We start from the raw sequence: 25203 nt of genomic DNA, 5'->3' as shown, positions 1-25203 counted from the left end.
GATGACCCAAGCCGTGATGCAGTTTTGCAAGACTGAAAGCCTGACCATCGCTTATGAGCATCACGGCCCGGAAAACGGCACGCCGGTCATCCTCCTCCACGGTTTTCCCTACTCCCCCCGCGCCTACGACGAAATCGCCCCGCCCCTCGCTGCCAAGGGCTACCGGGTGATCGTGCCGTACCTGCGCGGTTACGGCCCGACCCGTTTCAACAACCCGGACACGCTGCGTTCCGGCCAGCAAGCGGCGCTGGCTCAGGATCTGCTGGAATTGATGGATGCGCTGGGGATCGAGCAAGCAACGCTGTGCGGTTACGACTGGGGCGGTCGGGCGGCGTGCATTGTGGCGGCGCTGTACCCCGAGCGTGTGCGCGGTTTGGTGACGGGCGACGGCTACAACCTGCAAGACATTCCGAATTCGGTCCAGCCGCTGGATCCGCAGAGCGAGCATCGCTTCTGGTATCAGTATTACTTCCACACGCCCCGTGGCGTTGAAGGGCTGACGCAGAATCGTCGGGCACTGTGCGAGTTGCTGTGGCAATTGTGGTCACCGACCTGGGCGCGGAACGCCGAGCGTTTTCCGCTGAGCGCGCCGGCGTTCGACAACCCGGATTTCGTCGAGGTGGTGATTCACTCTTATCGCCATCGCTTCATGTATGCGCCGGGCGATCCGGCGCTGGAAGGGATGGAGCAGGCGCTGGAGAAACAGCCGGCGATCGGCGTGCCAACGATTTCGCTGTGCGGTGCCGATGATGGCGTTGGCCCGGCGCCGACGGAGGATGAAGACGTCCATCACTTCACCGGGCCTTATGAGCGGCGGGTGCTGGCGGGTGTCGGGCATAACATTCCCGAGGAAGCGCCGGGCGAGACGCTCAAGGCATTACTGGATCTGCTGCAGCACTGACCGAAAACCGCTCCCGATACGCCTGCGGCGTCACACCCATGGCCCGCAGAAAACTGCGACGCAATGTCTCTTCACTGCCAAATCCACAATTCGCCGCGACCCGTTTGATCGGCAACCCGGTATCGCTCAACAAACGACGGGCGGTTTCGACGCGGATCAGTTCGATGGCTCGGGCCGGGGTCTGGCCGGTGTCGGCGCGGTAGTGGCGCACGAAGCTACGTTCGCTCATGCCGGCCTGTTCGGCGAGGGTCGGGATGCCCAAGTCGCAGGTCAGATGCTCGGCGATCCACGCGTGCAGATCATCGAAGCGGTTGCCCTGTTTTTGCAGCGACAGCGTCACGCTGAATTGCGACTGCCCGCCCGGGCGCTTGAGAAAGACTACCAGTTGCCGGGCAACGTCCAGAGCCATGTCGCGACCGAGGTCGTCTTCGACCATGGCCAGCGCCAGGTCGATGCCGGCGGTGACGCCCGCCGAGGTCCAGACCGGGCCGTCATTGATGAAGATCGGATTCGGTTCGACCTGTAATTGCGGGTGTTGCTGCGCCAGTTGTTCGCAGCGGGTCCAGTGGGTGACGACCCGGCGACCGTCGAGCCAGCCGCTGGCCGCCAGAAGAAAGGCGCCGGTGCAGACCGAAGCCACGCGCCGGCAGCCGTTGGCGTATTCACGCACCCAACTCACCAACCCGGCGTCTTCGGCAGCGGCGTAAACGCCCCAGCCGCCGGCAATGATCAGCGTATCGCTGGGCAGTTTCGGCAGCGGCTCGGCCAGCATCGCCAACCCGGCGGAAGAGTTGACCGCCCCGCCACCGCTGGCAATCACCGTTGGCGCATATGGCGCAGGCAAACCCTGCTGACGGGCGATATCGTTAGCCGAGGCGAAGACCTGCAACGGCCCGGTGACATCGAGCAATTGCACATTGGCGAACGCGAGGACGTGGATGGTTTTCGGCATTTGGCGTAATTCGTGGGCTGATTGGCGTATGCGCCAAAACCTACGCGCCTACAGTGAAGCCGTCCACCCTTTTCACGGAGAAGAATCATGGCGTTGCAGATCGGTTTTCTGTTGTTTCCCCAGGTGCAGCAACTCGACCTGACCGGCCCGTACGATGTGCTGGCGTCGTTGCCGGACGTGCAGGTGCATCTGGTCTGGAAGGATCTGGTGCCGGTCACCGCCAGCACCGGGCTGGTGCTGAAACCGACCACCACCTTCGAGGATTGCCCGGCTCTGGACGTAATCTGCGTACCCGGCGGCGCAGGCGTCGGGCCGTTGATGGAGGATGAGCAGACGCTGGCCTTTATCAAGGCGCAAGCGGCGCAGGCGCGGTACGTGACGTCGGTGTGTACGGGTTCGCTGGTGCTCGGGGCGGCGGGCCTGTTGCAGGGCAAACGGGCGACCACGCACTGGGCTTATCACGATCTGCTGCCGACACTGGGCGCAATCCCGGTGAAGGATCGGGTGGTGCGCGACGGCAATCTGTTTACCGGGGGCGGCATCACCGCGGGGATCGATTTTGCCCTGACCCTGGCGCAAGAGCTGGTCGGTGTCGATACGGCGCAACTGGTGCAGTTGCAGCTGGAATATGCGCCGGCGCCGCCGTTTGATTCGGGCAGCCCGGACACGGCGCCGAGTGCGGTTGTCGATGAGGCGCGCAACCGTGCAGCACCGTCGCTGAAACTGCGCCGGGAAATCACCGAGCGCGCCGCGGCGAAGCTCAATCTGCGCTGATCTCCAGCCAAAAACAAAACCCTGTGGGAGCGGGCTTGCTCCCACATTGGGTTTGTGTATGAATTCGGATTCACGCGTTGTCCCCACATCCCGTCACACCTTCACTTGTCCCGTAGCCCCCACCCGTGTAGAAAGCCTGTCCACAAATCGTGCACAAGGACTTTCCATGACCGCTCTGCCATGGCTCTATCTCGGGCTTCTCAGCCTTGGTTACGGATTGGCGCTGAGTTTCGGCCAGCTCGGCTGGCTGGCGCTGATCTCCATTGCACTGCTGGTTTTCGCCGGTTACGCCGTGCGCCAGCAAACCGTGCCGGTCGGGCGTTATCTCGGCCATGGCCTGTTTATCGTGCTGGCCCTGGCGCTGGCCCTGCACTGGCTGCCGGGCTTCTACAACGGCCGGGCCATCGAGCCCCAGCGCTTCACCGACAACGCTGTGCCGTTCTCGATGTACCTGAATCTCGACAAACCGCTGATTGGTTTCTGGCTGCTGCTGGTCTGCCCGTGGATCGTCGCGCGGCGCTCGTTGCGCTTGACGGTGTATGCGACAGCGCTGGCACTGACGTTGAGCGTGATTCTGGCGCTGGGCGGTGCGGTATTGCTGGGCATGATCACCTGGGCACCGAAATGGCCGGATCAGGCGTGGCTTTGGGTGCTGAACAATCTGCTGCTGGTGACGCTGGTCGAAGAGGCTCTGTTTCGCGGTTATATCCAGGGCGGCCTGAGCCGGCGTTTCCAACACCTGCCCTACGGCGAAAACCTCGCGCTGCTGCTGGCGTCCCTGCTGTTCGGCCTGGTGCATGTGGGCGCCGGCTGGCAATGGGTGTTGCTGGCGAGTCTGGCGGGTGTCGGCTATGGTCTGGCCTACCGTTCTGGCGGGCTCGGTGCAGCGATCGCCACGCACTTTGGCCTGAACCTGCTGCATTTCGGCCTGTTCACCTATCCGATGCTCGCGGGTTGAAGCAAGAGCCGTTTTGCGACGCCGTACTTATAAATGAAAAAAAATTTCAATAAATGACCGATACCGCCGACAACCTTTCAAAGCCTTGCGGATTGAAAAACCATGCGTAACAACCAGCCCATTACACAACGCGAACGGACTTTCCCGGCTCAGCAACGGTTGATTTCCACAACCGACGCCAAAGGCGTGATCACTTACTGCAACGACGCTTTCGTCGAAATCAGCGGGTTCTCGCGTGAGGAACTGATCCGTGCGCCGCACAACCTGGTCCGTCACCCCGACGTCCCGGCGGCGGTGTTTTCGCACATGTGGGGCACACTGAAACAAGGCTTGCCATGGATGGGCATTGTCAAGAATCGCTGCAAGACCGGTGATCATTACTGGGTGAACGCCTATGTAACGCCGGTGTTCGATGGCAATCAGGTGGTCGGTTACGAGTCGGTGCGGGTCAAACCCACCGCCGAACAGATTCGCCGTGCCGAAGCGCTCTACCAACGCATCAACCAGGGCAAGTCGGCGATTCCATCGAGCGACAAATGGCTGCCGATTGTGCAGGACTGGCTGCCGTTCATTCTGGTCAGCCAGCTGAGCTTCATGATCGGCGCCACCCTGAACTCGCAGTGGGGCTTCGCCCTCGCCGCCGGTCTGTCGGTGCCGCTGGGCCTGCTGGGCCTGCAATGGCAACAGCGCGGGCTCAAGCGCCTGCTGCGTCTGGCCGAGCAGACTACCTCCGACCCGTTGATCGCACAGATGTACACCGACAGCCGTGGCGCCCAAGCGCGTCTGGAAATGTCGATCCTCAGCCAGGAAGCGCGCCTGAAAACCTGCCTGACCCGTCTGCAGGACACCGCCGAACACCTGACCGATCAGGCCAAGCAATCCGACGCCCTGGCGCACAACAGCTCCAGCGGTCTGGAACGTCAGCGCGTGGAAACCGAACAGGTCGCCACCGCCGTCAACCAGATGGCCGCCACCACGCAAGAAGTGGCGAGCCACGTCCAACGCACCGCCGACGCCACCCAGGAAGCCAATCGCCTGACCGGTCGCGGCCGCGACATTGCCGGGGAAACCCGCGAAGCCATCCAGCGTCTGTCGGTCGTCGTCGGCGAAACCGGCCTGACCGTCACCCAACTGGCCAAGGACAGCGACGAAATCGGCGGCGTGGTCGACGTGATCAAAGGCATCGCCGACCAGACCAACCTGCTCGCGCTCAACGCTGCGATTGAAGCCGCGCGTGCCGGTGAAATGGGCCGTGGTTTTGCCGTAGTCGCCGACGAAGTCCGCCAACTGGCGCAACGCACCAGCGAATCCACCGGCCAGATCCACGCCCTGATCGCCAAGTTGCAACAGACTGCGTCCAGCGCCGTACAAACCATGGAAGCCGGCCATCGCCAGGCGGAAGAAGGTGTGGCACGGGTTCTGGAAGCGGACCAGGCCCTGGTGGGCATCAGCGAAGCGGTGGCCAACATCACCGACATGACCACCCAGATCGCCGCCGCGACCGAGGAGCAAAGTGCAGTGGCTGAAGAAATCAGCCGCAACATCAGCAACATCTCGGAACTGGCGGACCAGACCTCGGAACAGGCGCATAACTCGGCGTTGTTGAGTGAAGAGCTGACCAAGACTGCCAACACGCAATACTCGTTGGTGGAGCGGTTTAACCGCTGATTGGATGGGTGATACGAAAAACCCGGATAGCGAGAGCTTCCGGGTTTTTTATTGCCTGTCTGAAATGGATGTCGCCAGCACCGCCCTCTTCGTGGGCAAGCCCACTCCCACAGGGTTTCGCATTGGCCACAAAATTTCGCAACACCACCATCATTGTGGGAGCGGGCTTGCCCGCGAAGAGGCCATAACAGCGAGCGAATTACTGAGGCAATTTCAGCCTATCCAGCAGTCGATTCACCAACAGCTCGTTCAACATGATCAGCTGTTGCAGCGCCAGCAGCGGTTTGCGTTCCGGGCCTTTTACCGAGTTGGCGATATTCCCGGCCATGGCGTTGGCTGACGACAGTGATTCACTGGCTTCGACAAGCAGTGTTTCGTCATCGAGCGTGGGATCGACCATGTAGATGGGGCGGGACTTGGGCGGGAAGTACTTCGGGATTTCGGGGCCGAGGTAATAGTCGAGTGCGCGATCGGCGGCTTCTTTTGTCTTTTTGGACTCGAGCTCGGGGTCGTTGGAGGTTGGATCGGTTACTGGTGGATTTGGTGTGGCTTTGAACATGGATAAAACTCCAATTCGAAAAAATGGGAGCCATCACCCTCGCTACCAAACGGCGGGTGGCGGCCATGCGCGGGTTGGTAGACCGGTCGAATTGGGAAACCCGGCGCTCACGAATGAGCCCCACGCATGCCCACCATACAAAGCTGCACCTCAGAAAAGAGACAGCATTGAAGGTGTCGCAATAACCACAACTCGAATCGGGCTACCAAACCCAGTCACTTTTGAGTGACAGGGAAACGATATAGCCCTCTCCAAGCTGCGTAAGCCGGCGGATTCTGGCGTACGCGTAGGCAACGACGCAAGGAGTCGTAGCCCTTATGGCGTAACGGTTCGTGTACTTTAAACGCGCTTGCAGAATTACGTTTATGCGCCAAAAAGCCGGATGTTTGACTGTTCCTTTGCTGTGCTCTGGCAGACCGCTTTCGTCGGATCGCCGCCCGGACCAAGCTCGCTCCCACAGGGATCGCATGCAGTCTGCAGGAAACTGGTCGGCTCGTAGGCCGCCATCGCCAGCAGGCTGGCTCCCACAGAAAACGAAAGCAGTTCGTATCCGCTTCTCACCACTCAAAACGATGAGCGTTAGCTCGAGTACCGCTTCTGATCTTCGGGCGACGTCGGAAGGCTGAGTGGAGGGATTTATCCGGGGGTGGGAGCGCAGCGACCGTTTGGCGAAGCCAAACACATCGAGAGGAGGTGCAGCGAAGCAAACCGTAGGCGATGCCCCCCCGGATGAATCCCGGAACGAAGGAACCCCAAGCCTCAGCGAGCGGGCCGAACGTAGGAGCAAGACCTTTTGATTACTTTTGGGGCGTTCGGTGCGTGTCAAGGCACCTGTCGCCTTGTTCCAATCGTTGTTAGCCAGTTGAGCCCTTAAAGTCAGGGCGCTCTGGGTTTAAATACACCGCATCAGCTAGTTTCCAGTTGCGTGTCCGAGTGCTCCAACGGCTCGGATTAGCTTTCCTGGCATCCTCATAAAGCGCTGCTCTTGCTTGTAATAGCATCGTCGCTTTGCCTTCGTGCCTCTCGTTTGGCGTCACGTATTTCAAAGCGCTATGGCGATGATCTTCGTTGTACCACTCGATGAATTTCTGCACCCAAAGCCTCGCATCAATGACCGTATCAAATGGTTGATCCGGCCAGAGCGGGCAGTACTTTGCAGTGCGGAAAAGTGCCTCTGCATATGCGTTATCGTTACTTACCCTTGGCCGGCTAAAAGAAGGCTCGACGCCAAGTGCAACCATGCTTTCACGCAGCAAAGAACCTCTCATCACGTGTCCGTTATCCGAGTGCAGCACCAGCGGGCGACCCGCTGTATGTTCACGTAAGCATCCCTTTCTAAGCAGCTCGCATGCGTGTTCGGCGCATTCCACTTCGTGCACTTCATTGGCGACCAGTTTGCGGCTGTAGACATCCTTGACCATGTACCAGTAGAAAAATCGACCTCTGACGGTGCTTGGCAACCAAGTGATATCCCAGCACCACACCTGGTTGGGGCCATCGGCACAATGCGTCGTCAGCACCCTACGTTTCGGGGCTTTGGTTCGGCCGCGACGCACGTTTTGATGAGCCGCTTTTAACACTCGGTAAAACGTCGATTCCGAAGCCAGATAGATGCCTTCATCGGCCAGTTTGGGGACGATCTGGTGCGGAGTAAGGCTGGCGTAGCCAGCCTGATTGGCAGCATCAAGTACCGCTTGGCATTCCGACTCACTGAGCTTGTTAGCCGGAGCTGCCCGTTTAGCCAGCAGTCGCCCATCACAGTCAGCATATCGCCAGCGCTGGACTGTACGCAGGCTCAACCCCAACTCATTGCAGGCTCGATATCGACGAGCGCCGCTCTGCACTGCGTCTGCAATCAACTTCATGGCTTGCGTACGATCAGCGGCGTTAATCAGTCTTCCTTGTCCTTGCCCCAGATCGCATTGGCTTTTTTTCTGAGCTCCAGCAAGGCCACCGCCTCCGCACGTCCGGCATCTGACTGGATCAATTGACGCTCGAGTATTTTGATACGCCGTTGCTCGGCCGTTTTAGAGGTTCGAGAGTTGAGATCAACGACCGGATTGGCGTTTTGACAGGCCAGTCTCCACTGCTGAATTTGCTCAGGGTAAATGCCCTTTATTCGGCAATACTGAGAAATTTCCACCTCGCTCAACGGCGCGGTTTCCATAACAGCATTGAATTTATCGGCGCTAGACCATTGGTCACTGGTTTTGCCGTTTCCTGGAACGATCAAGCCTTTGTCTCTGGCCATTTGTCTCCAGTTTCGCAGCGACTGTGGCGTGAGATTGAGTGCAACGGCAAGTTCTGCCACTGACCGATTAAAGGGCGGCATCATTTGCAAAACGACCCAGTCTTTGAAGTCGCTGTCGTAGCGCTTGCCTAAATTGGACATTGTTATGCACCTTCACCCTCTTGAATGAACGAGTCAATCAACAAGGGCGACAGGTAGCCTGACACAGAGGGCGTTTGCCAAAAGTGACCCGCCGTAAGGGCGGAACCCTAAGCAGCCATCACCGCAGCAACGGATATACACCCCATCAAGGCAATTTTATTAGCTGACCACTACAAGCACATATGAAGCCATCCGCCTAGCTGTCAGGTTTGACAGTAGACGTTCATCTTGAGGAAGGCATATCAAGTGTTTGGCGATCTATTAAAAGAACGCCAATCACCCTTCATGAAAAAGGAACTCCAGATGAGCAGCCTTACTGTTTTTGTCCCTCGATCCCATAGCCCTACGATCCTTGCAAATCAGTTCCACTGGAAATTTGGAAGCAATCCCGAAGTGGCAGCTGAAAGATCCCTGTTTTATCTACATGAGTATCCGCCAACGGGGGAGTTGTCTTGGTCAATCTCAGGATCGACCGGATCAATTTCTGGCGGAGACTACTTCGCCTACAGCATGAGTTTCCCGTACATCAATGACGCCCCTCTCAAAGCCACCTACACGCTTAAGGACAAATTGAGCTTCAGACACAGTCATTCAATTCCCGCGCCGGATGGCTTTGATGGATGGAGTGTGGTCGATGCCGATGAAGCCACCCTGACCATAGACCTCGATCCTGCCAAGGGAATCGCAGTAGGTACTTTTGAAGCAAAGTTCAAAAGTCATGGCTATCGGACACAGCCCATCGGACGCTTTAACCTGGTGATCAGTGAATAGCGTCCACGGTTTCCGACATAAAGGATGTGCCCGGACTTTACCGGTCTGGGCTACATCTGAAGAAACCCAGCCACCTTCTCCGCAGCCGAAGCCAAATGCTGCTCATGCGTAAACCCGGAAACCTTGAGCGGCTTCAAATCATGATCCCCCGCAGCCAGCCAAAACACTTCAATACTCGGCGATAAGGAATACCCTTCAACAGCGTCCCGATTGCCAAGCGCATCCCGCTCCCCCTGAACAATCAACGTCAGTGTCTTCAACCCAGCCAGATGTTCGACCCGCGGTTTCTCAGGTTTCCCAACCGCATAAAACGGATAACCCAGACAAACCAAAGCATCAGCGCCAAGCTCATCAGCCAGCAAACTCGCCATCCGCCCCCCCATGGACTTGCCGCCAATCGCGAGTGTCCCAGCGACATGAAGTCGCACCAGGCCATAAACCTCACGCCAACATTCCAGCAACTTCGGCGCCGGATTCGGCGGACGCTTGCTGCCGTCGATACGCCGCTGCGCCATATAAGGAAACTCAAACCGCAACACGTTGATACCAAGCCCGGCAAGGCGCCCAGCCATATCAGTCATCCACTCGCTATCCATCGGCGCACCAGCACCGTGGGCCAGGATCAACGTCGCCGAAGCCTCACCACTGGCGGCGTTCCAGAGCCATCCATGATCGAGCACGCACTGCGCCCATTGATCCCCGTCAATACTGGCCTTGTGCTGTTTGTCCATGCTTGCCTCGCTTTTAGTCTGCCTATAACTCCAGACGAAGGATTCGCGGCGTTCCTGCGCGCGCTCACTTCGGCTGAACCGTGGATGGGGAACCATGAACACTTCTATCAGTACCGCCTACAACTACAAGGTGGTCCGCCAATTCGCCATTATGACGGTGGTGTGGGGCATCGTCGGCATGGGGCTCGGGGTTTTTCTCGCGGCTCAATTGGTCTGGCCCGAACTCAACTTCAACCTGCCGTGGACCAGCTTCGGACGCCTGCGCCCGCTGCACACCAACGCGGTGATCTTCGCGTTCGGCGGCTGTGCCTTGTTCGCCAGTTCGTTCTACTCGGTACAGCGCACCTGCCAGACGCAATTGTTTGCGCCGAAAATCGCCGCGTTCTGCTTCTGGGGCTGGCAGCTTGTGATTCTATTGGCGGCCATCAGCCTGCCGCTGGGTTACACCAGTTCCAAGGAATACGCCGAGCTGGAATGGCCGATCGACATCCTGATCACCATCGTCTGGGTCGCCTACGCCATCGTATTCTTCGGCACGATCATGCAGCGCAAGACCAAGCACATTTATGTGGGCAACTGGTTCTTCGGCGCGTTCATCATCACCGTGGCGATCCTGCACATCGTCAACAACCTTGAGTTGCCGGTGAGTTTCACCAAGTCCTACTCGGTGTACGCCGGTGCAACCGACGCGATGGTGCAATGGTGGTACGGCCACAACGCCGTAGGCTTTTTCCTCACCGCCGGTTTCCTCGGGATGATGTACTACTTCGTGCCGAAACAGGCCGAACGTCCGGTGTATTCGTATCGCCTGTCGATCGTGCACTTCTGGGCGCTGATCACTCTGTACATCTGGGCCGGTCCGCACCACTTGCACTACACCGCGCTGCCGGACTGGGCGCAGTCGCTGGGCATGGTGATGTCGCTGATTCTGCTGGCACCGAGCTGGGGCGGCATGATCAACGGCATGATGACCCTCTCGGGCGCCTGGCATAAGTTGCGCAGCGACCCGATTCTGCGCTTCCTGGTGGTGTCGCTGGCGTTCTACGGCATGTCGACCTTCGAAGGTCCGATGATGGCGATCAAAACCGTCAACGCCCTCTCCCACTACACCGACTGGACCATCGGCCACGTACACGCCGGCGCACTCGGCTGGGTGGCGATGATTTCCATCGGCGCGCTGTACCACATGATCCCGAAAGTCTTCGGCAAAGAGCAGATGCACAGCGTCGGCCTGATCAACGCGCACTTCTGGCTCGCAACCATCGGCACCGTGCTCTACATCGCTTCGATGTGGGTCAACGGCATTGCACAAGGCCTGATGTGGCGTGCGGTGAACGAGGACGGCACGCTGACCTACTCCTTCGTCGAAACCCTGGTGGCCAGCCACCCGGGCTTCGTCGTACGGCTGATTGGCGGGGCGATCTTCCTCAGCGGCATGTTCCTGATGGCTTACAACACCTGGCGCACCGTGCGGGCCTCGCAGCCTGCTGACGTCGTTGCTGCCGCGCAGATGGCCTGAGGAGTCCGCCATGAAACACGAAACGATTGAAAAGAACGTCGGCCTGCTGATGTTGCTGATGGTGTTCGCCGTGAGCATCGGCGGCCTGACCCAGATCGTCCCGCTGTTCTTCCAGGACGTGACCAACAAACCGGTGGAAGGCATGAAGCCCTACACCGCGCTGCAACTGGAAGGCCGCGACATCTATATCCGCGAAGGCTGCGTCGGTTGCCACTCGCAGATGATCCGGCCGTTCCGCGCCGAAACCGAACGCTACGGGCACTACTCGGTGGCCGGGGAAAGCGTGTGGGATCACCCGTTCCTGTGGGGCTCGAAACGTACCGGTCCGGACCTGGCCCGGGTTGGCGCGCGTTACTCGGATGACTGGCACCGTGCGCACTTGTACAACCCGCGCAACGTTGTACCGGAATCGAAGATGCCGGCCTACCCATGGCTGGTGACCCAACCGGTCGACAGCAGCCACACCGAAACCAAGCTCAAGACCATGCGCACCCTCGGCGTGCCGTACACCGACGACGACATCAGCGGCGCGGTGACCAGCCTCAAGGGCAAGACCGAAATGGACGCCCTCGTCTCCTACCTGCAAGTGCTCGGCACTGCGATCAAGAGCAAGAGGTGAGCACGATGGTCATTGAAATGAGTGCAGGCCTGATTCGCGGCCTCGGCACGGTCGTGGTGTTCGTGGCCTTCGTCGGCCTGACCCTGTGGGTGTTCAACCGCAAGCGCACGCCGGAATTCGCCGAAGCACGCCTGCTGCCGTTCGCCGACGAGCCGCAACCCGACACTACCCAAGTTAATGAAACAAGGAGTACCCGGCCATGACCACCTTCTGGAGTACGTGGATCTGCGTACTGACCATCGGCAGCCTGATCGGCCTGACCTGGCTGCTGGTCGGCACCCGTCGGGGCGAAACCAAGGGCAGCGTCGACCAGACCATGGGCCACAGCTTCGACGGCATCGAGGAGTACGACAACCCGCTGCCGCAGTGGTGGTTCATGCTGTTCGCCGGCACGCTGGTGTTTTCCGTGGGCTATCTGATTCTTTATCCGGGCCTGGGCAACTGGAAAGGCATCCTGCCTGGCTACGAGGATGGCTGGACCGGCGTCCACGAGTGGGAAAAGGAGATGAGCAAGGCTGACGCCAGGTTCGGGCCGATCTTCGCCAAGTTCGCCGCGATGCCGGTGGAAGAAGTGGCAAAGGACCCACAGGCACTGAAAATGGGCGGCCGTCTGTTCGCCTCCAACTGCTCGGTGTGCCACGGCTCGGACGCCAAGGGTGCGTTCGGTTTCCCTAACCTCGCCGACAAGGACTGGCGTTGGGGCGGCAGCGCCGAAACCATCAAGACGACCATCATGGGTGGCCGGATGGCGGCGATGCCGGCGTGGGGTGAAGTGCTGGGCGAGACTGGCGTGAAAAACGTCGCCGCCTATGTGCGTCATGAACTGGCGGGGCTGCCACTGCCGGCGGATAACAAGGCTGATCTCCAAGCGGGTCAGCAGGCGTTCAGCACAACCTGCACCGCCTGTCACGGGGCAAACGGCCAGGGCACCGAAGCCATGGGCGCGCCGAACCTGACGCACCCGGCCGGTTTCATCTACGGCACCAGCCTGACGCAACTGGAGCAGACCATTCGCCATGGTCGTCAGGGCCACATGCCAGCTCAGAACGAGCTGTTGGGCAACGATAAAGTGCAATTGCTGGCCGCTTATGTGTACAGCCTGAGCAATGGATTGAATACAGAAAAACTGATTACCGAGGACAATAAAAAGTAATCATTGCGCACAAGACTGCCGCACGTTTCCAGTGCGGCAGTTTCCAGCCCCTTTGCGACGCATTGTCGCACCCCTTCACCCCCTCTCCTTTCGGTTACCCGGATTCGGGTCTACGCTTGCTCGATGCGGACTGGCCCGTGCCGGTTCCAGGTCGACCCCGAGCGAGGCGTTGAACGAATCGGCTGACTGACATGGCCGCAAAGGCCGGTAGATACCGGCTGTCGTGCCCATTACCGTCCGTCACCCGAACCGAGCGTTCGAACACACCCCGTTACATCCGACCGGGACCCCTCGCTTTTTTCGTCCGCTGCGACATTTTGCCCGAGGGTAATTTTGTCCTTACGCGGCGCATGGAAAGGCCGCAGAATCAGCGTTGGAAAGCATTGACCCAGGTCATGGCGCGTTGCATTGACCCCCTGCTTTCTACATACTTGCGGCCGATTTTAATCCTAATAAAACACCCAAACCGTGGAACCTTAGAATGAGCACAGCAATCAGTCCGACTGCTTATAACTATAAGGTAGTCCGCCAGTTCGCCATCATGACGGTGGTCTGGGGGATCCTTGGCATGGGGCTCGGTGTCTTCATCGCCTCGCAACTGGTCTGGCCGGAGTTGAACTTCGGTCTGCCGTGGACGAGCTTTGGACGCCTGCGCCCGTTGCACACAAACCTGGTGATTTTCGCCTTCGGTGGTTGTGCACTGTTTGCCACTTCCTACTATGTCGTGCAGCGAACCTGCCAGACGCGACTGATTTCCGACAGCCTCGCGGCCTTCACCTTCTGGGGATGGCAAGCGGTGATCGTCGGCGCGATCATTACCTTGCCGCTGGGTTACACCACCACCAAGGAATACGCGGAACTGGAATGGCCGATCGCCATTTTGCTGGCCATTGTCTGGATTTCCTACGGACTGGTGTTCTTCGGCACCATCACCAAGCGCAAGACCAAGCACATCTATGTCGGTAACTGGTTCTACGGTGCGTTCATCGTGGTGACCGCGATGCTGCACATCGTCAACCACATGTCGCTGCCGGTCAGCCTGTTCAAGTCCTACTCGGCCTACTCGGGCGCCACCGACGCGATGATCCAGTGGTGGTACGGCCACAACGCCGTAGGCTTCTTCCTGACCACCGGTTTCCTGGGGATGATGTACTACTTCGTGCCGAAACAGGCCGAACGTCCGATTTATTCCTATCGTCTGTCGATCGTGCACTTCTGGGCGCTGATCACCCTGTACATCTGGGCCGGTCCGCACCACCTGCACTACACCGCGCTGCCGGACTGGGCACAATCGCTGGGCATGGCGATGTCGATCATCCTGCTGGCACCGAGCTGGGGCGGCATGATCAACGGCATGATGACCCTGTCGGGCGCCTGGCATAAGCTGCGCACCGACCCGATCCTGCGTTTCCTCGTGGTATCGCTGGCGTTCTACGGCATGTCGACCTTCGAAGGTCCGATGATGGCGATCAAGACCGTCAACTCGCTCTCGCACTACACCGACTGGACCATCGGCCACGTACACGCCGGCGCTCTCGGCTGGGTAGCGATGATCTCGATCGGCGCGATCTACCACATGATCCCGAAACTGTTCGGCCGCGCGCAGATGCACAGCACCGGCCTGATCAATGCGCACTTCTGGCTCGCGACCATCGGTACCGTGCTGTACATCGCTTCGATGTGGGTCAACGGCATCACTCAAGGCCTGATGTGGCGTGCAATCAACGACGACGGCACCCTCACCTACTCGTTCGTCGAAGCGCTGCAGGCCAGCCACCCTGGCTTCATCGTCCGAGCTCTGGGCGGTGCGTTCTTCGCCAGCGGCATGCTGCTGATGGCTTACAACGTATGGCGCACCGTTCGCGCCTCGAACCCGGCTGAAGCCGAAGCCGCCGCCAAGATCGCCGTAGTTGGAGCTCACTGATGAAGCATGAAGCTGTCGAGAAGAATATTGGTCTGCTGGCCTTCTTCATGGTCATCGCCGTCAGCGTCGGTGGCCTGACCCAAATCGTTCCGCTGTTTTTCCAGGACGTCACCAACAAGCCGGTCGAAGGCATGAAGCCGCGCACCGCCCTTGAACTGGAAGGCCGCGACGTTTACATCGCCAACGGCTGTGTCGGCTGCCACTCGCAGATGATCCGACCGTTCCGTGCCGAAACCGAACGCTATGGCCACTACTCGGTCGCCGGTGAAAGCGTCTGGGATCACCCGTTCCTGTGGGGTTCCAAACGTACCGGCCCGGACCTGGCCCGCGTCGGCGGTCGCTACTCCGATGACTGGCAGCGTGCGCATTTGTACAACCCGCGCAACGTCGTCCCCGAGTCGAAAATGCCGGCCTACCCGTTCCTCGTAGAAAACAAGCTCGATGGCAAAGACACGGCCAAGAAAATGGAAGTGTTGCGCACGCTTGGCGTCCCTTACACCGACGAAGACATCGCCGGTGCAAGAGATGCCGTGAAGGGCAAAACCGAAATGGACGCGCTGGTGGCCTATCTGCAAGGCCTGGGCACCATCATCAAAAGCAAACGGTGATTCTGATGGATATCGGGATGATTCGAGGCCTGGGTACCGTTGTCGTGATGGTTGCCTTCATCGGCCTGGCGTTGTGGGTGTTCAGCCCCAAGCGCAAGTCGGAGTTTGAAGACGCGACCTTGCTGCCCTTCGCGGATGATCCCGAAGCCATCAAGCACGTCGAGCAAGCTTCTAGGAGTAACAAAGAATGACTACATTCTGGAGTCTGTACGTCACAGTCCTCAGTCTCGGTACGATCTTTTCCCTGACCTGGCTGTTGCTGTCGACCCGCAAGGGCCAGCGCAGCGAACAGACGGACGAGACGGTCGGCCACTCCTTCGACGGGATCGAGGAGTACGACAACCCGCTGCCGAAATGGTGGTTCATGCTGTTCGTGGGCACTATCGTGTTTGCTCTGGGTTACCTGGTGCTGTATCCGGGCCTGGGCAACTGGAAAGGTCTGCTGCCGGGCTACAACTACCTCGATACCGAGAAGCAGACCGCGTTCGCCAACGGCCAGACCGGCTGGACCGGCGTTCACGAGTGGGAAAAGGAAATGGCCCGTTCGGACGCCAAGTTCGGTCCGATCTTCGCCAAGTTCGCCGCCATGCCGATCGAAGAAGTCGCCAAGGATCCACAAGCCCTGAAGATGGGTGGCCGTCTGTTCGCCTCCAACTGCTCGGTCTGCCACGGCTCCGACGCCAAGGGCGCTTATGGTTTCCCCAACCTGACCGACGCCGACTGGCGCTGGGGCGGCGAGCCGGAAACCATCAAGACCACCATCATGGGCGGTCGTCACGCGGTGATGCCGGCCTGGGCAGAAGTGATCGGCGAGCAAGGCGTGGCCGACGTGGCCGCGTTCGTGCTGACCAATCTGGATGGCCGCAAGCTGCCGGAAGGCACCAAGGCAGACCCGGCCAACGGCCAGAAACTGTTCGCTGCCAACTGCGTGGCCTGCCACGGCCCGGCGGGCAAGGGTACGCCAGCCATGGGCGCACCCGACCTGACTCACCCGGCCGCGTTCATCTACGGTTCGAGCTTTGCACAACTACAGCAGACCATCCGTTACGGCCGTCAGGGCCAGATGCCTGCCCAGGAACAACTGCAGGGCAACGACAAGGTTCACCTGCTGGCGGCTTACGTTTACAGCCTGTCCCACGGTGAAAAACCTGCGGAAGCCGAGGCCCAGTAAGGCCGACGCCTGAAGCAAACAAAGCGGCCCCGCCAATGAGAATTGGCGGGGCCGCTTTGCATTCCGGCACCTTCATGATTTGAGACGAATGCTCGATGGACGCTTAATGAGGTGCCCTGTAGCTTGTCGTTCGACACATTGACCTCAAGGAAGAAAACCAATGCGAGAATCTGATCACGACTGCGTTCAACCCCATGACGATTTCCTTTACGCCTATTCGGAAATTCAAACCACACCTACCGAAGCCCCTGCCAGCGACAAAACAAAAACAGTCGAACGCGCCGAGAAGAGTAACGGCAACGGGCTGGACAGTCTCGGAGGTGGAAAACTGGTTTGATGCCGCTCCAGACAGGCATGTCAGCGTATTCCGGAGGCTCGTTCGCGAGAACGGGACCAAGGATCGTCTATAGTCAATTGATCTGCATCATGCTTTGTTACATTCGCTACACCATTCATGATTTTTCCCCAACGCGACCAAAGGTCGCACCCGTTCGTCGGTAGTACAGGCGTATCATTGCGCCACCGCAACACCCCTTTTTGACCCCGGCCGGCACGTATCGACCGAGGCATTTTTCCACTGCCGTGGGATGCAATGATGAGCAACCAGATTCCGGTACACGACGTCACGCCACCCAGCAAGAACGCAAACAACAGCGTCGACCTTTACGCCTCTCGAGAAAAAATCTACACCCGTGCTTTCACTGGCCTGTTCCGCAATCTGCGGATGGCAGGCGGCGCCGCCCTGTTCCTGCTGTATTTCGGTACGGTATGGCTGAACTGGGGCGGCCATCAGGCCGTATGGTGGAACCTGCCGGAGCGCAAATTCTTCATTTTCGGCGCCACGTTCTGGCCCCAGGACTTCATTCTGCTTTCGGGCCTGTTGATCATCGCTGCGTTCGGCCTGTTTTTCATCACCGTGTATGCCGGCCGGGTCTGGTGTGGTTACACCTGTCCGCAAAGCGTCTGGACATGGATTTTCATGTGGTGCGAGAAGGTCACCGAAGGCGACCGCAACCAGCGCATCAAGCTCGACAAGACGCCGATGAGCGCCAACAAGTTCCTGCGTAAATTCGCCAAGCACGCGCTGTGGCTGCTGATCGGTTTCGTCACCGGCATGACCTTCGTCGGTTACTTCTCGCCGATCCGCGAACTGGTAATCGAATTCTTCACAGGGCAAGCCGATGGCTGGTCGTATTTCTGGGTCGGTTTCTTCACCCTCGCCACCTACGGCAATGCCGGCTGGCTGCGTGAGCAGGTGTGCATCTACATGTGTCCGTATGCACGCTTCCAGAGCGTGATGTTCGACAAGGACACGCTGATCGTTTCCTACGACCCGCGTCGCGGTGAAAGCCGTGGTCCGCGCAAGAAAGGCATCGACTACAAGGCTCAGGGCCTGGGCGACTGCATCGACTGCACCATGTGCGTCCAGGTCTGCCCGACCGGTATCGACATCCGCGACGGCCTGCAGATCGAATGTATCGGTTGCGCCGCGTGCATCGACGCCTGCGACAGCATCATGGACAAGATGGATTACCCGCGCGGGCTGATCAGCTACACCACCGAACACAACTTGTCCGGGCAGAAAACCCATAAACTGCGGCCACGCCTGATCGGTTATGCCGTGGTGCTTCTGGCGATGATCAGCCTGTTGGTGACGGCCTTCTTCATGCGTTCGCTGGTGGGTTTCGACGTCAGCAAGGACCGCGTGCTGTATCGCGAAAACGCCGAAGGCCGGATCGAAAACGTCTACAGCCTGAAGATCATGAACAAGGATCAGCGCGACCACACCTACGTGCTGGAAGCCGCCGGTTTGCCGGATCTGCGCCTGCAAGGCAAACGCGAGATCAAGGTGCCGGCCGGGGAAATCTTCAGCATGCCGGTCGAGCTGTCGAGCGCGCCTGAACAATTGCCATCGAGCACCAACGAGGTGAAATTCATCCTCAGGGATGCCGATGACGACAGCGTCCACGTAGAAGCCAAGAGCCGGTTCATCGGCCCACAAAATCGTTGAGAGAACTGAACATGCCCGCAGCAAACGCCGCAAGTCCCTGGTACAAGCACCTTTGGCCATGGATCATCATCGGGATTCTGGCCTGTTCGGTGACCCTGACGCTGTCCATGGTGACCATCGCGGTGAACAACCCGGATAACCTGGTCAACGACAACTACTACGAGGCCGGCAAAGGCATCAACCGTTCGCTGGACCGTGAATTGCTGGCGCAGACCCTGAAGATGCGCGCCGCCGTGCACCTTGATGACGTCACCGGAGAAGTCGACCTGCGCCTGAGCGGCGACAGCCAGCCGAAAACCCTGGAACTGAACCTGATCTCGCCGACCCAGCCGGAAAAGGATCGCAAGATCGTCCTGGCCCGCAGCGAGACTGAACAGGGCCGCTACATCGGCCAGTTGAGCGACAAGATCGAAGGCCGGCGCTTTGTTGAGTTGCTGGGCACTCAGGACGACCACGTGTGGCGGATGTTCGAGGAAGAGCTGGTCAACCATGACAAGGATCTGTTGCTGGGTGATGAGCCGTTGCAGGGTGCAGAAGACCTGAAGAAATAAAGCCGCGCTTCGCGCATCGCGAGCAGGCTCGCTCCCACAGGTTTTGTGAACGCCGCAAACCCAATGTGGGAGCGAGCCTGCTCGCGATGAGGCCCTCCCGGACGACGATTTAGCTGATGAACACCCCACTCCCCTGTTACCACTGCGCCCTGCCCGTCCCGTCCGGCAGCCGCTTCACCGCCGTCGTGCTCGGGGAGTCCCGCGAGTTCTGCTGCCCCGGCTGCCAGGCGGTGGCCGAAGCCATCGTCGCCGGCGGGCTGGAAAGCTATTACCAGCATCGCAGCGAAGCTTCGGCCAACCCCGAAGCGCTGCCGGTGCAACTGGTGGACGAGCTTGAGCTGTACGACCGCGCCGACGTGCAGCAACCCTTCGTGCGCCACGAAGGTGAACTGGCCGAAACCACGCTGTTGATGGAAGGCATCAGTTGCGCCGCGTGCGGCTGGCTGATCGAGAAACACCTGCGCACCCTGCCCGCCGTGGCCGAAGCGCGGCTGAACCTGTCCAACCATCGCCTCTACGTACGTTGGGCCGACGGACAATTGCCGCTGAGCCAGATCCTCGGCGAACTGCGCCACATCGGCTATGCCGCGCACCCGTATCAGGCCGACCGCGCCAGCGAGCAACTGGCCAGCGAAAACCGCCTCGCCCTGCGTCAGCTTGGTGTGGCCGGGCTGCTGTGGTTTCAGGCCATGATGGCGACCATGGCCACCTGGCCGGAATTCAACATCGACCTCAGTCCCGAGTTGCACACCATCCTGCGCTGGGTCGCGCTGTTCCTCACCACGCCGATCGTGTTCTACAGCTGCGCGCCGTTTTTCAAAGGGGCCATGCGCGACCTGCGCACCCGTCATCTGACCATGGACGTTTCGGTCTCACTGGCGATCGGCGCGGCTTATATCGCCGGGATCTGGACCTCGATCACCGGGGTCGGCGAGCTGTATTTCGACGCGGTGGGCATGTTCGCGCTGTTCCTGCTTGCCGGACGTTACCTCGAACGCCGCGCCCGAGAGCGTACCGCCGCTGCCACTGCGCAACTGGTCAATCTGTTGCCCGCTTCGTGCCTGCGCCTCGACAACGCCGGCCAGAGCGAACGCATCCTGCTCAGCGAACTGCGCCTCGGTGACCGGGTGCTGGTGCAGCCCGGTTCGGTGCTGCCGGCGGACGGCAAGATCCTCGATGGCCAGTCGAGCATCGACGAGTCGGTGCTGACCGGCGAATACCTGCCGCAACCGCGTACCAAGGGCGATGCGGTCACCGCCGGCACGCTGAACGTGGAAGGCGCGCTGACCGTCGAGGTGCAGGCGCTCGGCCAGGACACGCGGCTGTCGGCAATCGTCCGCCTGCTGGATCGCGCCCAGGCGGAAAAACCACGGCTGGCGGAAATCGCCGACCGCGCCGCGCAATGGTTCCTGTTGCTGTCGCTGATCGCGGCGGCCGCCATCGGCCTGTTGTGGTGGGAACTGGATTCGTCGCGGGCGTTCTGGATCGTCCTCGCCATGCTGGTGGCGACCTGCCCGTGCGCGCTGTCACTGGCGACACCGACCGCCCTCACCGCCGCCACCGGCACTCTGCACAAACTTGGCCTGCTGCTGACGCGCGGCCATGTGCTGGAAGGTCTGAACCAGATCGACACGGTGATCTTCGACAAGACCGGCACTCTCACCGAAGGCCGACTGGTACTGCGCTCGATCCGCCCGCTCGGCGCCCTCGACAGCGATCAATGCCTGAGCCTCGCCGCCGCCCTGGAAAACCGTTCCGAACACCCGATTGCCCGCGCCTTTGGTCGCGCGCCACTGGCTGCCGAAGACGTCCACAGTACGCCGGGCCTGGGGCTTGAAGGCTTGGTCGGCGAACAGCGCTTGCGCATCGGTCAGGCGGATTTTGTCTGTGATCTCAGCGGCGCGCCGGTACCATCGATGCCGAAAGAGCCGGGGCAATGGCTGCTGCTCGGTGACAATCAGGGCCCCCTGGCCTGGCTCGCCCTCGACGACCGTCTGCGCGACGACGCCCCCGCCCTGCTCGCCGCGTGCAAGGCGCGCGGCTGGCGCACGCTGCTGCTGTCGGGCGACAGTTCGCCGATGGTCGCCAGCGTCGCCGCCGAACTGGGCATCGACGAGGCCCGGGGCGGTCTGCGCCCGGACGACAAGCTGCAAGTGCTGCAACAACTGCACAAGGACGGCCGCAAGGTGTTGATGCTCGGCGACGGGGTCAACGACGTGCCGGTGCTGGCTGCTGCGGACATCAGCGTGGCCATGGGCTCGGCCACCGATCTGGCGAAAACCAGTGCCGATGCGGTGCTGCTGTCCAACCGACTTGACGCCTTGGTACAAGCCTTCACGCTGGCGCGCCGCACACGCCGGGTGATCATCGAGAACCTGTTGTGGGCCGCGCTGTACAATGGCCTCATGTTGCCGTTCGCCGCCCTCGGCTGGATCACTCCGGTGTGGGCCGCCGTCGGCATGTCGATCAGTTCGCTGACCGTGGTGCTCAACGCCCTGCGCCTGACTCGCCTGCCGAGCGCGCCGGCCGTCAGCGCCACGTCAGAAACCCGCCCGCTGCCGGCCTGAGCCGCGCGGGCATGGAGTACAGATGCCAGCTCTCTACGTGATGATTCCGGCCGCGCTGCTGATCGTGGCCATCGCCGTCTACATCTTCTTCTGGGCGGTGGACAGCGGCCAATACGACGACCTCGACGGCCCGGCCCACAGCATCCTGTTCGACGACCAGGACCCGAACCACACCGCTGCGGTGGACGAAGCCAACCCTACAAAAGCGGACGACAAGGCGCCACCCCATGCTTGAACTGGCGCCGCTGCTGGTGTCTGCGTTGATCCTCGGCCTGCTCGGCGGCGGCCATTGCCTGGGCATGTGCGGAGGCTTGATGGGCGCACTGACCCTGGCGATTCCCAAGGAACAACGCAGCCGACGTTTTCGATTGCTGCTGGCCTATAACCTCGGGCGGATTTTCAGTTATGCCACGGCGGGATTACTGATCGGACTGGCCGGATGGGCCGTGGCCAACAGTCCTGCCGCGCTGTTCATGCGCGTGCTCGCCGGTTTGCTGCTGATCGCCATGGGTCTGTATCTGGCGGGCTGGTGGAGCGGCCTGACCCGTATCGAAAGCCTTGGGCGCGGACTGTGGCGTTACATTCAACCCGTCGCCAACCGCTTGCTGCCAGTGTCGAGCCTGCCCCGGGCCTTGCTGCTCGGCGCGCTGTGGGGCTGGCTGCCGTGCGGGCTGGTTTACAGCACGTTGCTGTGGTCGGCCAGTCAGGGCAATGCACTCGACAGCGCGTTGCTGATGCTCGCCTTCGGGCTCGGCACCTGGCCGGTATTGCTGGCCACCGGCCTCGCGGCCGAGCGGGTCACGGCGCTGTTGCGCAAACGCAGCGTGCGCATGGCCGGCGGTCTGCTGGTGATCCTGTTCGGTATCTGGACCCTGCCGGGGCCGCACCAGCACTGGCTGATGGGCCACTGATCCCGTTGATGCAAATCAAGATGCCTTTTTGTGCCCTCCCCTAGACTCGGCACACTGCCAGCCTATCCGGGGGAATGCCCGCATGCTCGACGCCATTCGTTGGGACACCGATTTGATCCGCCGCTACGACCTGGCGGGGCCGCGTTACACCTCGTACCCGACGGCCGTGCAATTTCACAGTCAGGTCGGCACCTTCGACCTGTTCCACGCCCTGCGCGATAGCCGCAAGGCCCTGCGCCCGTTGTCGCTGTACGTGCACGTGCCGTTCTGCGCGAACATTTGCTATTACTGCGCCTGCAACAAGGTCATCACCAAGGATCGCGGCCGCGCGCTGCCCTATCTGCAACGGCTCGAGCAGGAAATCCAGCTGATCGCCTGTCACCTCGACCCGGCGCAGAAAGTCGAGCAACTGCACTTCGGCGGCGGCACGCCGACCTTTCTCAGCCACGATGAATTGCGCCAGTTGATGGCGCACCTGCGCAAGCATTTCAATCTGCTGGATGACGATTCCGGCGACTACGGCATCGAAATCGACCCGCGCGAAGCCGACTGGTCGACCATGGGCCTGCTGCGCGAGCTGGGTTTCAATCGGGTCAGCATCGGCCTGCAGGATCTCGATCCGGCGGTGCAACGGGCGGTCAATCGCCTGCAAAGCCTGGAGGAAACCCGCGCGGTGATCGACGCGGCGCGCACCCTGCAATTTCGCTCGATCAACATCGACCTGATCTATGGCCTGCCCAAACAGACCCCGGACAACTTCGCCCGCACCGTCGAGGAAGTCATCAGCCTGCAACCGGACCGGCTCTCGGTATTCAACTACGCACACCTGCCGGAACGCTTCATGCCGCAGCGGCGGATCAACGGCAACGAACTGCCGAGCCCGGCGCAGAAACTGGAAATGCTGCAACGCACCATCGAACAACTGACCGCCGCCGGCTATCGCTACATCGGCATGGACCACTTCGCCCTGCCCGACGATGAACTGGCGATTGCTCAGGAAGAATCGACCCTGCAACGCAATTTCCAGGGCTACACCACCCACGGCCATTGCGACCTGATCGGCCTGGGCGTGTCGGCCATCAGCCAGATCGGCGATCTGTACTGCCAGAACAGCAGCGACCTCAATCACTACCAGAACACCTTGGCCGGCGCGCAACTGGCTACCAGCCGAGGCCTGGTGTGCAACGCTGACGATCGCCTGCGCCGCGCGGTGATCCAGCAACTGATCTGCAATTTCAGCCTGGACTTCGCCGAGATCGAGCGCAGCTTCAACATCGATTTTCAGGGTTACTTCGGCGCGCTCTGGCCACAATTGCAGGGCATGGCGCAGGACGGGTTGATCGAACTGGATCGCGAACGCATCACCGTGCTGCCGGCCGGGCGACTGCTGGTGCGTTCGGTGTGCATGGTGTTCGATGCGTATCTGGAACAGCAGAATCGCCAGCGCTTTTCCCGGGTGATCTGACTTTTCATCAACAACGCAGGGGGCTGCGTATCCATAGCGGTCATCGAAACGGCGCCTTGCACGCCGTCCGAGACACGTTTATCGGCCGTCATCCCTGCGGCGTTTTGCCGGTGGGGCAATCTCGCCACAGGCTGGCCTGAATGTCTTCCAGTGGGTTACCCTTACGCCTTATGTGTGTTTTCCCACAAGGATTTAAGAAATGTCCGAGCCAGTTAAACTGCGCGCTCACAACCAGGCTAATTGCAAGGATTGCAGCCTGGCCCCTCTCTGCCTGCCACTTTCGCTGAATCTGGAAGACATGGAAGCGCTGGACGAAATCGTTAAACGGGGTCGCCCGTTGAAAAAGGGTGAGTTCCTGTTCCGCCAGGGCGACACCTTCGATTCCGTTTATGCAGTACGCTCCGGCGCTCTGAAGACCTTCAGCCTGAGCGATACCGGCGAAGAGCAACTGACCGGTTTCCACCTGCCGAGCGAGCTGGTCGGGCTGTCCGGCATGGACACCGAGAAACACCCGGTGTCCGCCCAGGCCCTGGAAACCACTTCGGTCTGCGAGATTCCGTTCGAACGCCTCGATGAACTGGCCCTGCAACTGCCGCAGCTACGCCGTCAGCTGATGCGCGTGATGAGCCGGGAAATCCGCGACGACCAACAGATGATGTTGCTGCTGTCGAAGAAAACCGCCGACGAGCGCATCGCCACGTTCCTGGTCAACCTGTCGGCGCGTTTCCGCGCTCGCGGCTTCTCGGCCAACCAGTTCCGCCTGAGCATGTCGCGCAATGAAATCGGCAACTACCTGGGGCTGGCGGTGGAAACCGTGTCCCGGGTCTTCACCCGCTTCCAGCAGAACGAACTGATCGCCGCCGAGGGCAAGGAAATCCACATCCTCGACCCGATCCAGCTCTGCGCCCTGGCTGGCGGCTCGCTCGAAGTCTGATCTCGACCCGCGGCCGAGCGAATCGTTTCAGCCGCGGGTATACTGCGCCGTTTGCAGCCCTGCC

25 protein-coding genes are annotated in these 25203 nt (G+C 60.4%); 21 read left to right on the top strand and 4 right to left on the bottom strand.

Annotation, left to right across the window (positions count from 1 at the left end):
* Position 1: 1 nt before the first annotated feature.
* Positions 2-901, top strand: coding sequence for an alpha/beta fold hydrolase (locus tag K3819_RS09730; RefSeq protein WP_221399120.1), 900 nt, complete (start codon positions 2-4; stop codon positions 899-901).
* Here the strand turns inward: K3819_RS09730 and K3819_RS09725 are convergent.
* Positions 870-1853: a GlxA family transcriptional regulator gene (locus tag K3819_RS09725; protein WP_221399119.1), complete on the bottom strand. Its 984-nt coding sequence runs from the start codon at positions 1851-1853 to the stop codon at positions 870-872. The genes K3819_RS09730 and K3819_RS09725 overlap by 32 nt on opposite strands.
* Positions 1854-1940: 87 nt before the next feature.
* Here K3819_RS09725 and inhA point away from each other — a divergent pair, with 87 nt between their 5' ends.
* From inhA to K3819_RS09710, 3 genes are all read left to right on the top strand, one after another.
* Positions 1941-2627, top strand: a complete 687-nt coding sequence (gene inhA / locus K3819_RS09720) for an isonitrile hydratase (protein ID WP_085612892.1) — start codon at positions 1941-1943, stop codon at positions 2625-2627.
* 166 nt (positions 2628-2793) lie between these two features.
* A complete protein-coding gene (locus K3819_RS09715) occupies positions 2794-3585 on the top strand; it encodes a CPBP family intramembrane glutamic endopeptidase (RefSeq protein WP_221399118.1) in 792 nt (263 codons plus the stop codon).
* 102 nt (positions 3586-3687) lie between these two features.
* Positions 3688-5253, top strand: coding sequence for a PAS domain-containing methyl-accepting chemotaxis protein (locus tag K3819_RS09710; protein ID WP_064594745.1), 1566 nt, complete (start codon positions 3688-3690; stop codon positions 5251-5253).
* 199 nt (positions 5254-5452) lie between these two features.
* Here the strand turns inward: K3819_RS09710 and K3819_RS09705 are convergent, their stop codons facing one another.
* The gene (locus K3819_RS09705; protein ID WP_085649026.1) at positions 5453-5812 is read right to left on the bottom strand and encodes a DUF6124 family protein; all 360 of its coding nucleotides are present in this window, start codon (positions 5810-5812) and stop codon (positions 5453-5455) included.
* A gap of 854 nt (positions 5813-6666) precedes the next feature.
* A protein-coding gene (locus K3819_RS09700) for an IS3 family transposase (RefSeq protein ID WP_139834536.1) occupies positions 6667-8204 on the bottom strand; the annotation gives its coding sequence in 2 pieces (ribosomal slippage) (positions 6667-7754 and positions 7754-8204; 1539 coding nt in all).
* A gap of 303 nt (positions 8205-8507) precedes the next feature.
* Here K3819_RS09700 and K3819_RS09695 point away from each other — a divergent pair.
* A complete protein-coding gene (locus K3819_RS09695; RefSeq protein ID WP_064594741.1) occupies positions 8508-8975 on the top strand; it encodes a hypothetical protein in 468 nt (155 codons plus the stop codon).
* A gap of 50 nt (positions 8976-9025) precedes the next feature.
* Here K3819_RS09695 and K3819_RS09690 read toward each other — a convergent pair whose 3' ends face one another.
* Entirely contained in the window at positions 9026-9706 is a 681-nt protein-coding gene (locus K3819_RS09690; RefSeq protein ID WP_085613307.1) for an alpha/beta family hydrolase, read from the bottom strand.
* Between the two features lie 94 nt (positions 9707-9800).
* Between K3819_RS09690 and ccoN (K3819_RS09685) the strand changes: the two genes are divergently transcribed.
* The 16 genes from ccoN (K3819_RS09685) to fnr all read left to right on the top strand — a co-directional run bounded on the left by ccoN (K3819_RS09685) (position 9801) and on the right by fnr (position 25139).
* Positions 9801-11225, top strand: a complete 1425-nt coding sequence (ccoN, locus tag K3819_RS09685) for a cytochrome-c oxidase, cbb3-type subunit I (RefSeq protein WP_221399117.1) — start codon at positions 9801-9803, stop codon at positions 11223-11225.
* 10 nt (positions 11226-11235) lie between these two features.
* Positions 11236-11844 (top strand): cytochrome-c oxidase, cbb3-type subunit II, encoded by a 609-nt coding sequence (ccoO, locus tag K3819_RS09680; RefSeq protein WP_085613304.1) that lies wholly within the window; start codon positions 11236-11238, stop codon positions 11842-11844.
* A gap of 5 nt (positions 11845-11849) precedes the next feature.
* A complete protein-coding gene (locus tag K3819_RS09675; RefSeq protein ID WP_085613303.1) occupies positions 11850-12047 on the top strand; it encodes a cbb3-type cytochrome c oxidase subunit 3 in 198 nt (65 codons plus the stop codon).
* Positions 12044-12997 (top strand): cytochrome-c oxidase, cbb3-type subunit III, encoded by a 954-nt coding sequence (gene ccoP, locus K3819_RS09670; RefSeq protein ID WP_064594734.1) that lies wholly within the window; start codon positions 12044-12046, stop codon positions 12995-12997. The genes K3819_RS09675 and ccoP (K3819_RS09670) overlap by 4 nt, the downstream gene beginning before the upstream one ends.
* Positions 12998-13478: 481 nt before the next feature.
* Entirely contained in the window at positions 13479-14921 is a 1443-nt protein-coding gene (gene ccoN / locus K3819_RS09665; protein WP_039770049.1) for a cytochrome-c oxidase, cbb3-type subunit I, read from the top strand.
* Positions 14921-15529 carry a cytochrome-c oxidase, cbb3-type subunit II gene (gene ccoO, locus K3819_RS09660; protein WP_011333287.1) on the top strand — a complete coding sequence of 203 codons (609 nt, stop codon included), beginning with the start codon at positions 14921-14923 and terminating at the stop codon, positions 15527-15529. The genes ccoN (K3819_RS09665) and ccoO (K3819_RS09660) overlap by 1 nt, the downstream gene beginning before the upstream one ends.
* A gap of 5 nt (positions 15530-15534) precedes the next feature.
* Positions 15535-15720: a CcoQ/FixQ family Cbb3-type cytochrome c oxidase assembly chaperone gene (locus tag K3819_RS09655; RefSeq protein ID WP_003175465.1), complete on the top strand. Its 186-nt coding sequence runs from the start codon at positions 15535-15537 to the stop codon at positions 15718-15720.
* On the top strand, positions 15717-16700 hold the full coding sequence (gene ccoP / locus K3819_RS09650) for a cytochrome-c oxidase, cbb3-type subunit III (protein ID WP_039770046.1): 984 nt from the start codon (positions 15717-15719) through the stop codon (positions 16698-16700). Before K3819_RS09655 ends, ccoP (K3819_RS09650) begins: the two co-directional genes overlap by 4 nt.
* A gap of 160 nt (positions 16701-16860) precedes the next feature.
* On the top strand, positions 16861-17037 hold the full coding sequence (locus K3819_RS09645; protein WP_158090095.1) for a hypothetical protein: 177 nt from the start codon (positions 16861-16863) through the stop codon (positions 17035-17037).
* 258 nt (positions 17038-17295) lie between these two features.
* Entirely contained in the window at positions 17296-18711 is a 1416-nt protein-coding gene (gene ccoG / locus K3819_RS09640) for a cytochrome c oxidase accessory protein CcoG (protein WP_085613301.1), read from the top strand.
* Between the two features lie 11 nt (positions 18712-18722).
* A complete protein-coding gene (locus tag K3819_RS09635) occupies positions 18723-19262 on the top strand; it encodes a FixH family protein (RefSeq protein WP_221399116.1) in 540 nt (179 codons plus the stop codon).
* A gap of 116 nt (positions 19263-19378) precedes the next feature.
* A complete protein-coding gene (locus K3819_RS09630; RefSeq protein ID WP_085613299.1) occupies positions 19379-21829 on the top strand; it encodes a heavy metal translocating P-type ATPase in 2451 nt (816 codons plus the stop codon).
* 22 nt (positions 21830-21851) lie between these two features.
* Positions 21852-22064: a cbb3-type cytochrome oxidase assembly protein CcoS gene (gene ccoS / locus K3819_RS09625; protein WP_064594725.1), complete on the top strand. Its 213-nt coding sequence runs from the start codon at positions 21852-21854 to the stop codon at positions 22062-22064.
* Entirely contained in the window at positions 22057-22740 is a 684-nt protein-coding gene (locus K3819_RS09620; protein ID WP_085613298.1) for a sulfite exporter TauE/SafE family protein, read from the top strand. The genes ccoS and K3819_RS09620 overlap by 8 nt, the downstream gene beginning before the upstream one ends.
* Positions 22741-22822: 82 nt before the next feature.
* A complete protein-coding gene (gene hemN / locus K3819_RS09615; RefSeq protein WP_011333280.1) occupies positions 22823-24205 on the top strand; it encodes an oxygen-independent coproporphyrinogen III oxidase in 1383 nt (460 codons plus the stop codon).
* Positions 24206-24404: 199 nt separating this feature from the next.
* Positions 24405-25139 (top strand): fumarate/nitrate reduction transcriptional regulator Fnr, encoded by a 735-nt coding sequence (fnr, locus tag K3819_RS09610; protein WP_039770035.1) that lies wholly within the window; start codon positions 24405-24407, stop codon positions 25137-25139.
* Positions 25140-25203 lie beyond the last annotated feature (64 nt).

This window comes from Pseudomonas sp. 3-2 (assembly GCF_019710535.1).
In the GTDB taxonomy this organism is placed as follows: Bacteria; Pseudomonadota; Gammaproteobacteria; order Pseudomonadales; family Pseudomonadaceae; genus Aquipseudomonas; species Aquipseudomonas pharyngis.
Note: the sequence above shows the minus strand (reverse complement) of the source record. Positions and strands in the feature narration are given on the sequence as shown.

Bases quoted from the DNA above. Each gene is read 5' to 3' on its own strand.
- K3819_RS09730 (WP_221399120.1), top strand. From the start codon at position 2: ATGACCCAAGCCGTGATGCAGTTTTGCAAGACTGAAAGCCTGACCATC.
- K3819_RS09725 (WP_221399119.1), bottom strand. From the start codon at position 1,853: ATGCCGAAAACCATCCACGTCCTCGCGTTCGCCAATGTGCAATTGCTC.
- inhA (WP_085612892.1), top strand. From the start codon at position 1,941: ATGGCGTTGCAGATCGGTTTTCTGTTGTTTCCCCAGGTGCAGCAACTC.
- K3819_RS09715 (WP_221399118.1), top strand. From the start codon at position 2,794: ATGACCGCTCTGCCATGGCTCTATCTCGGGCTTCTCAGCCTTGGTTAC.
- K3819_RS09710 (WP_064594745.1), top strand. From the start codon at position 3,688: ATGCGTAACAACCAGCCCATTACACAACGCGAACGGACTTTCCCGGCT.
- K3819_RS09705 (WP_085649026.1), bottom strand. From the start codon at position 5,812: ATGTTCAAAGCCACACCAAATCCACCAGTAACCGATCCAACCTCCAAC.
- K3819_RS09695 (WP_064594741.1), top strand. From the start codon at position 8,508: ATGAGCAGCCTTACTGTTTTTGTCCCTCGATCCCATAGCCCTACGATC.
- K3819_RS09690 (WP_085613307.1), bottom strand. From the start codon at position 9,706: ATGGACAAACAGCACAAGGCCAGTATTGACGGGGATCAATGGGCGCAG.
- ccoN (WP_221399117.1), top strand. From the start codon at position 9,801: ATGAACACTTCTATCAGTACCGCCTACAACTACAAGGTGGTCCGCCAA.
- ccoO (WP_085613304.1), top strand. From the start codon at position 11,236: ATGAAACACGAAACGATTGAAAAGAACGTCGGCCTGCTGATGTTGCTG.
- K3819_RS09675 (WP_085613303.1), top strand. From the start codon at position 11,850: ATGGTCATTGAAATGAGTGCAGGCCTGATTCGCGGCCTCGGCACGGTC.
- ccoP (WP_064594734.1), top strand. From the start codon at position 12,044: ATGACCACCTTCTGGAGTACGTGGATCTGCGTACTGACCATCGGCAGC.
- ccoN (WP_039770049.1), top strand. From the start codon at position 13,479: ATGAGCACAGCAATCAGTCCGACTGCTTATAACTATAAGGTAGTCCGC.
- ccoO (WP_011333287.1), top strand. From the start codon at position 14,921: ATGAAGCATGAAGCTGTCGAGAAGAATATTGGTCTGCTGGCCTTCTTC.
- K3819_RS09655 (WP_003175465.1), top strand. From the start codon at position 15,535: ATGGATATCGGGATGATTCGAGGCCTGGGTACCGTTGTCGTGATGGTT.
- ccoP (WP_039770046.1), top strand. From the start codon at position 15,717: ATGACTACATTCTGGAGTCTGTACGTCACAGTCCTCAGTCTCGGTACG.
- K3819_RS09645 (WP_158090095.1), top strand. From the start codon at position 16,861: ATGCGAGAATCTGATCACGACTGCGTTCAACCCCATGACGATTTCCTT.
- ccoG (WP_085613301.1), top strand. From the start codon at position 17,296: ATGAGCAACCAGATTCCGGTACACGACGTCACGCCACCCAGCAAGAAC.
- K3819_RS09635 (WP_221399116.1), top strand. From the start codon at position 18,723: ATGCCCGCAGCAAACGCCGCAAGTCCCTGGTACAAGCACCTTTGGCCA.
- K3819_RS09630 (WP_085613299.1), top strand. From the start codon at position 19,379: ATGAACACCCCACTCCCCTGTTACCACTGCGCCCTGCCCGTCCCGTCC.
- ccoS (WP_064594725.1), top strand. From the start codon at position 21,852: ATGCCAGCTCTCTACGTGATGATTCCGGCCGCGCTGCTGATCGTGGCC.
- K3819_RS09620 (WP_085613298.1), top strand. From the start codon at position 22,057: ATGCTTGAACTGGCGCCGCTGCTGGTGTCTGCGTTGATCCTCGGCCTG.
- hemN (WP_011333280.1), top strand. From the start codon at position 22,823: ATGCTCGACGCCATTCGTTGGGACACCGATTTGATCCGCCGCTACGAC.
- fnr (WP_039770035.1), top strand. From the start codon at position 24,405: ATGTCCGAGCCAGTTAAACTGCGCGCTCACAACCAGGCTAATTGCAAG.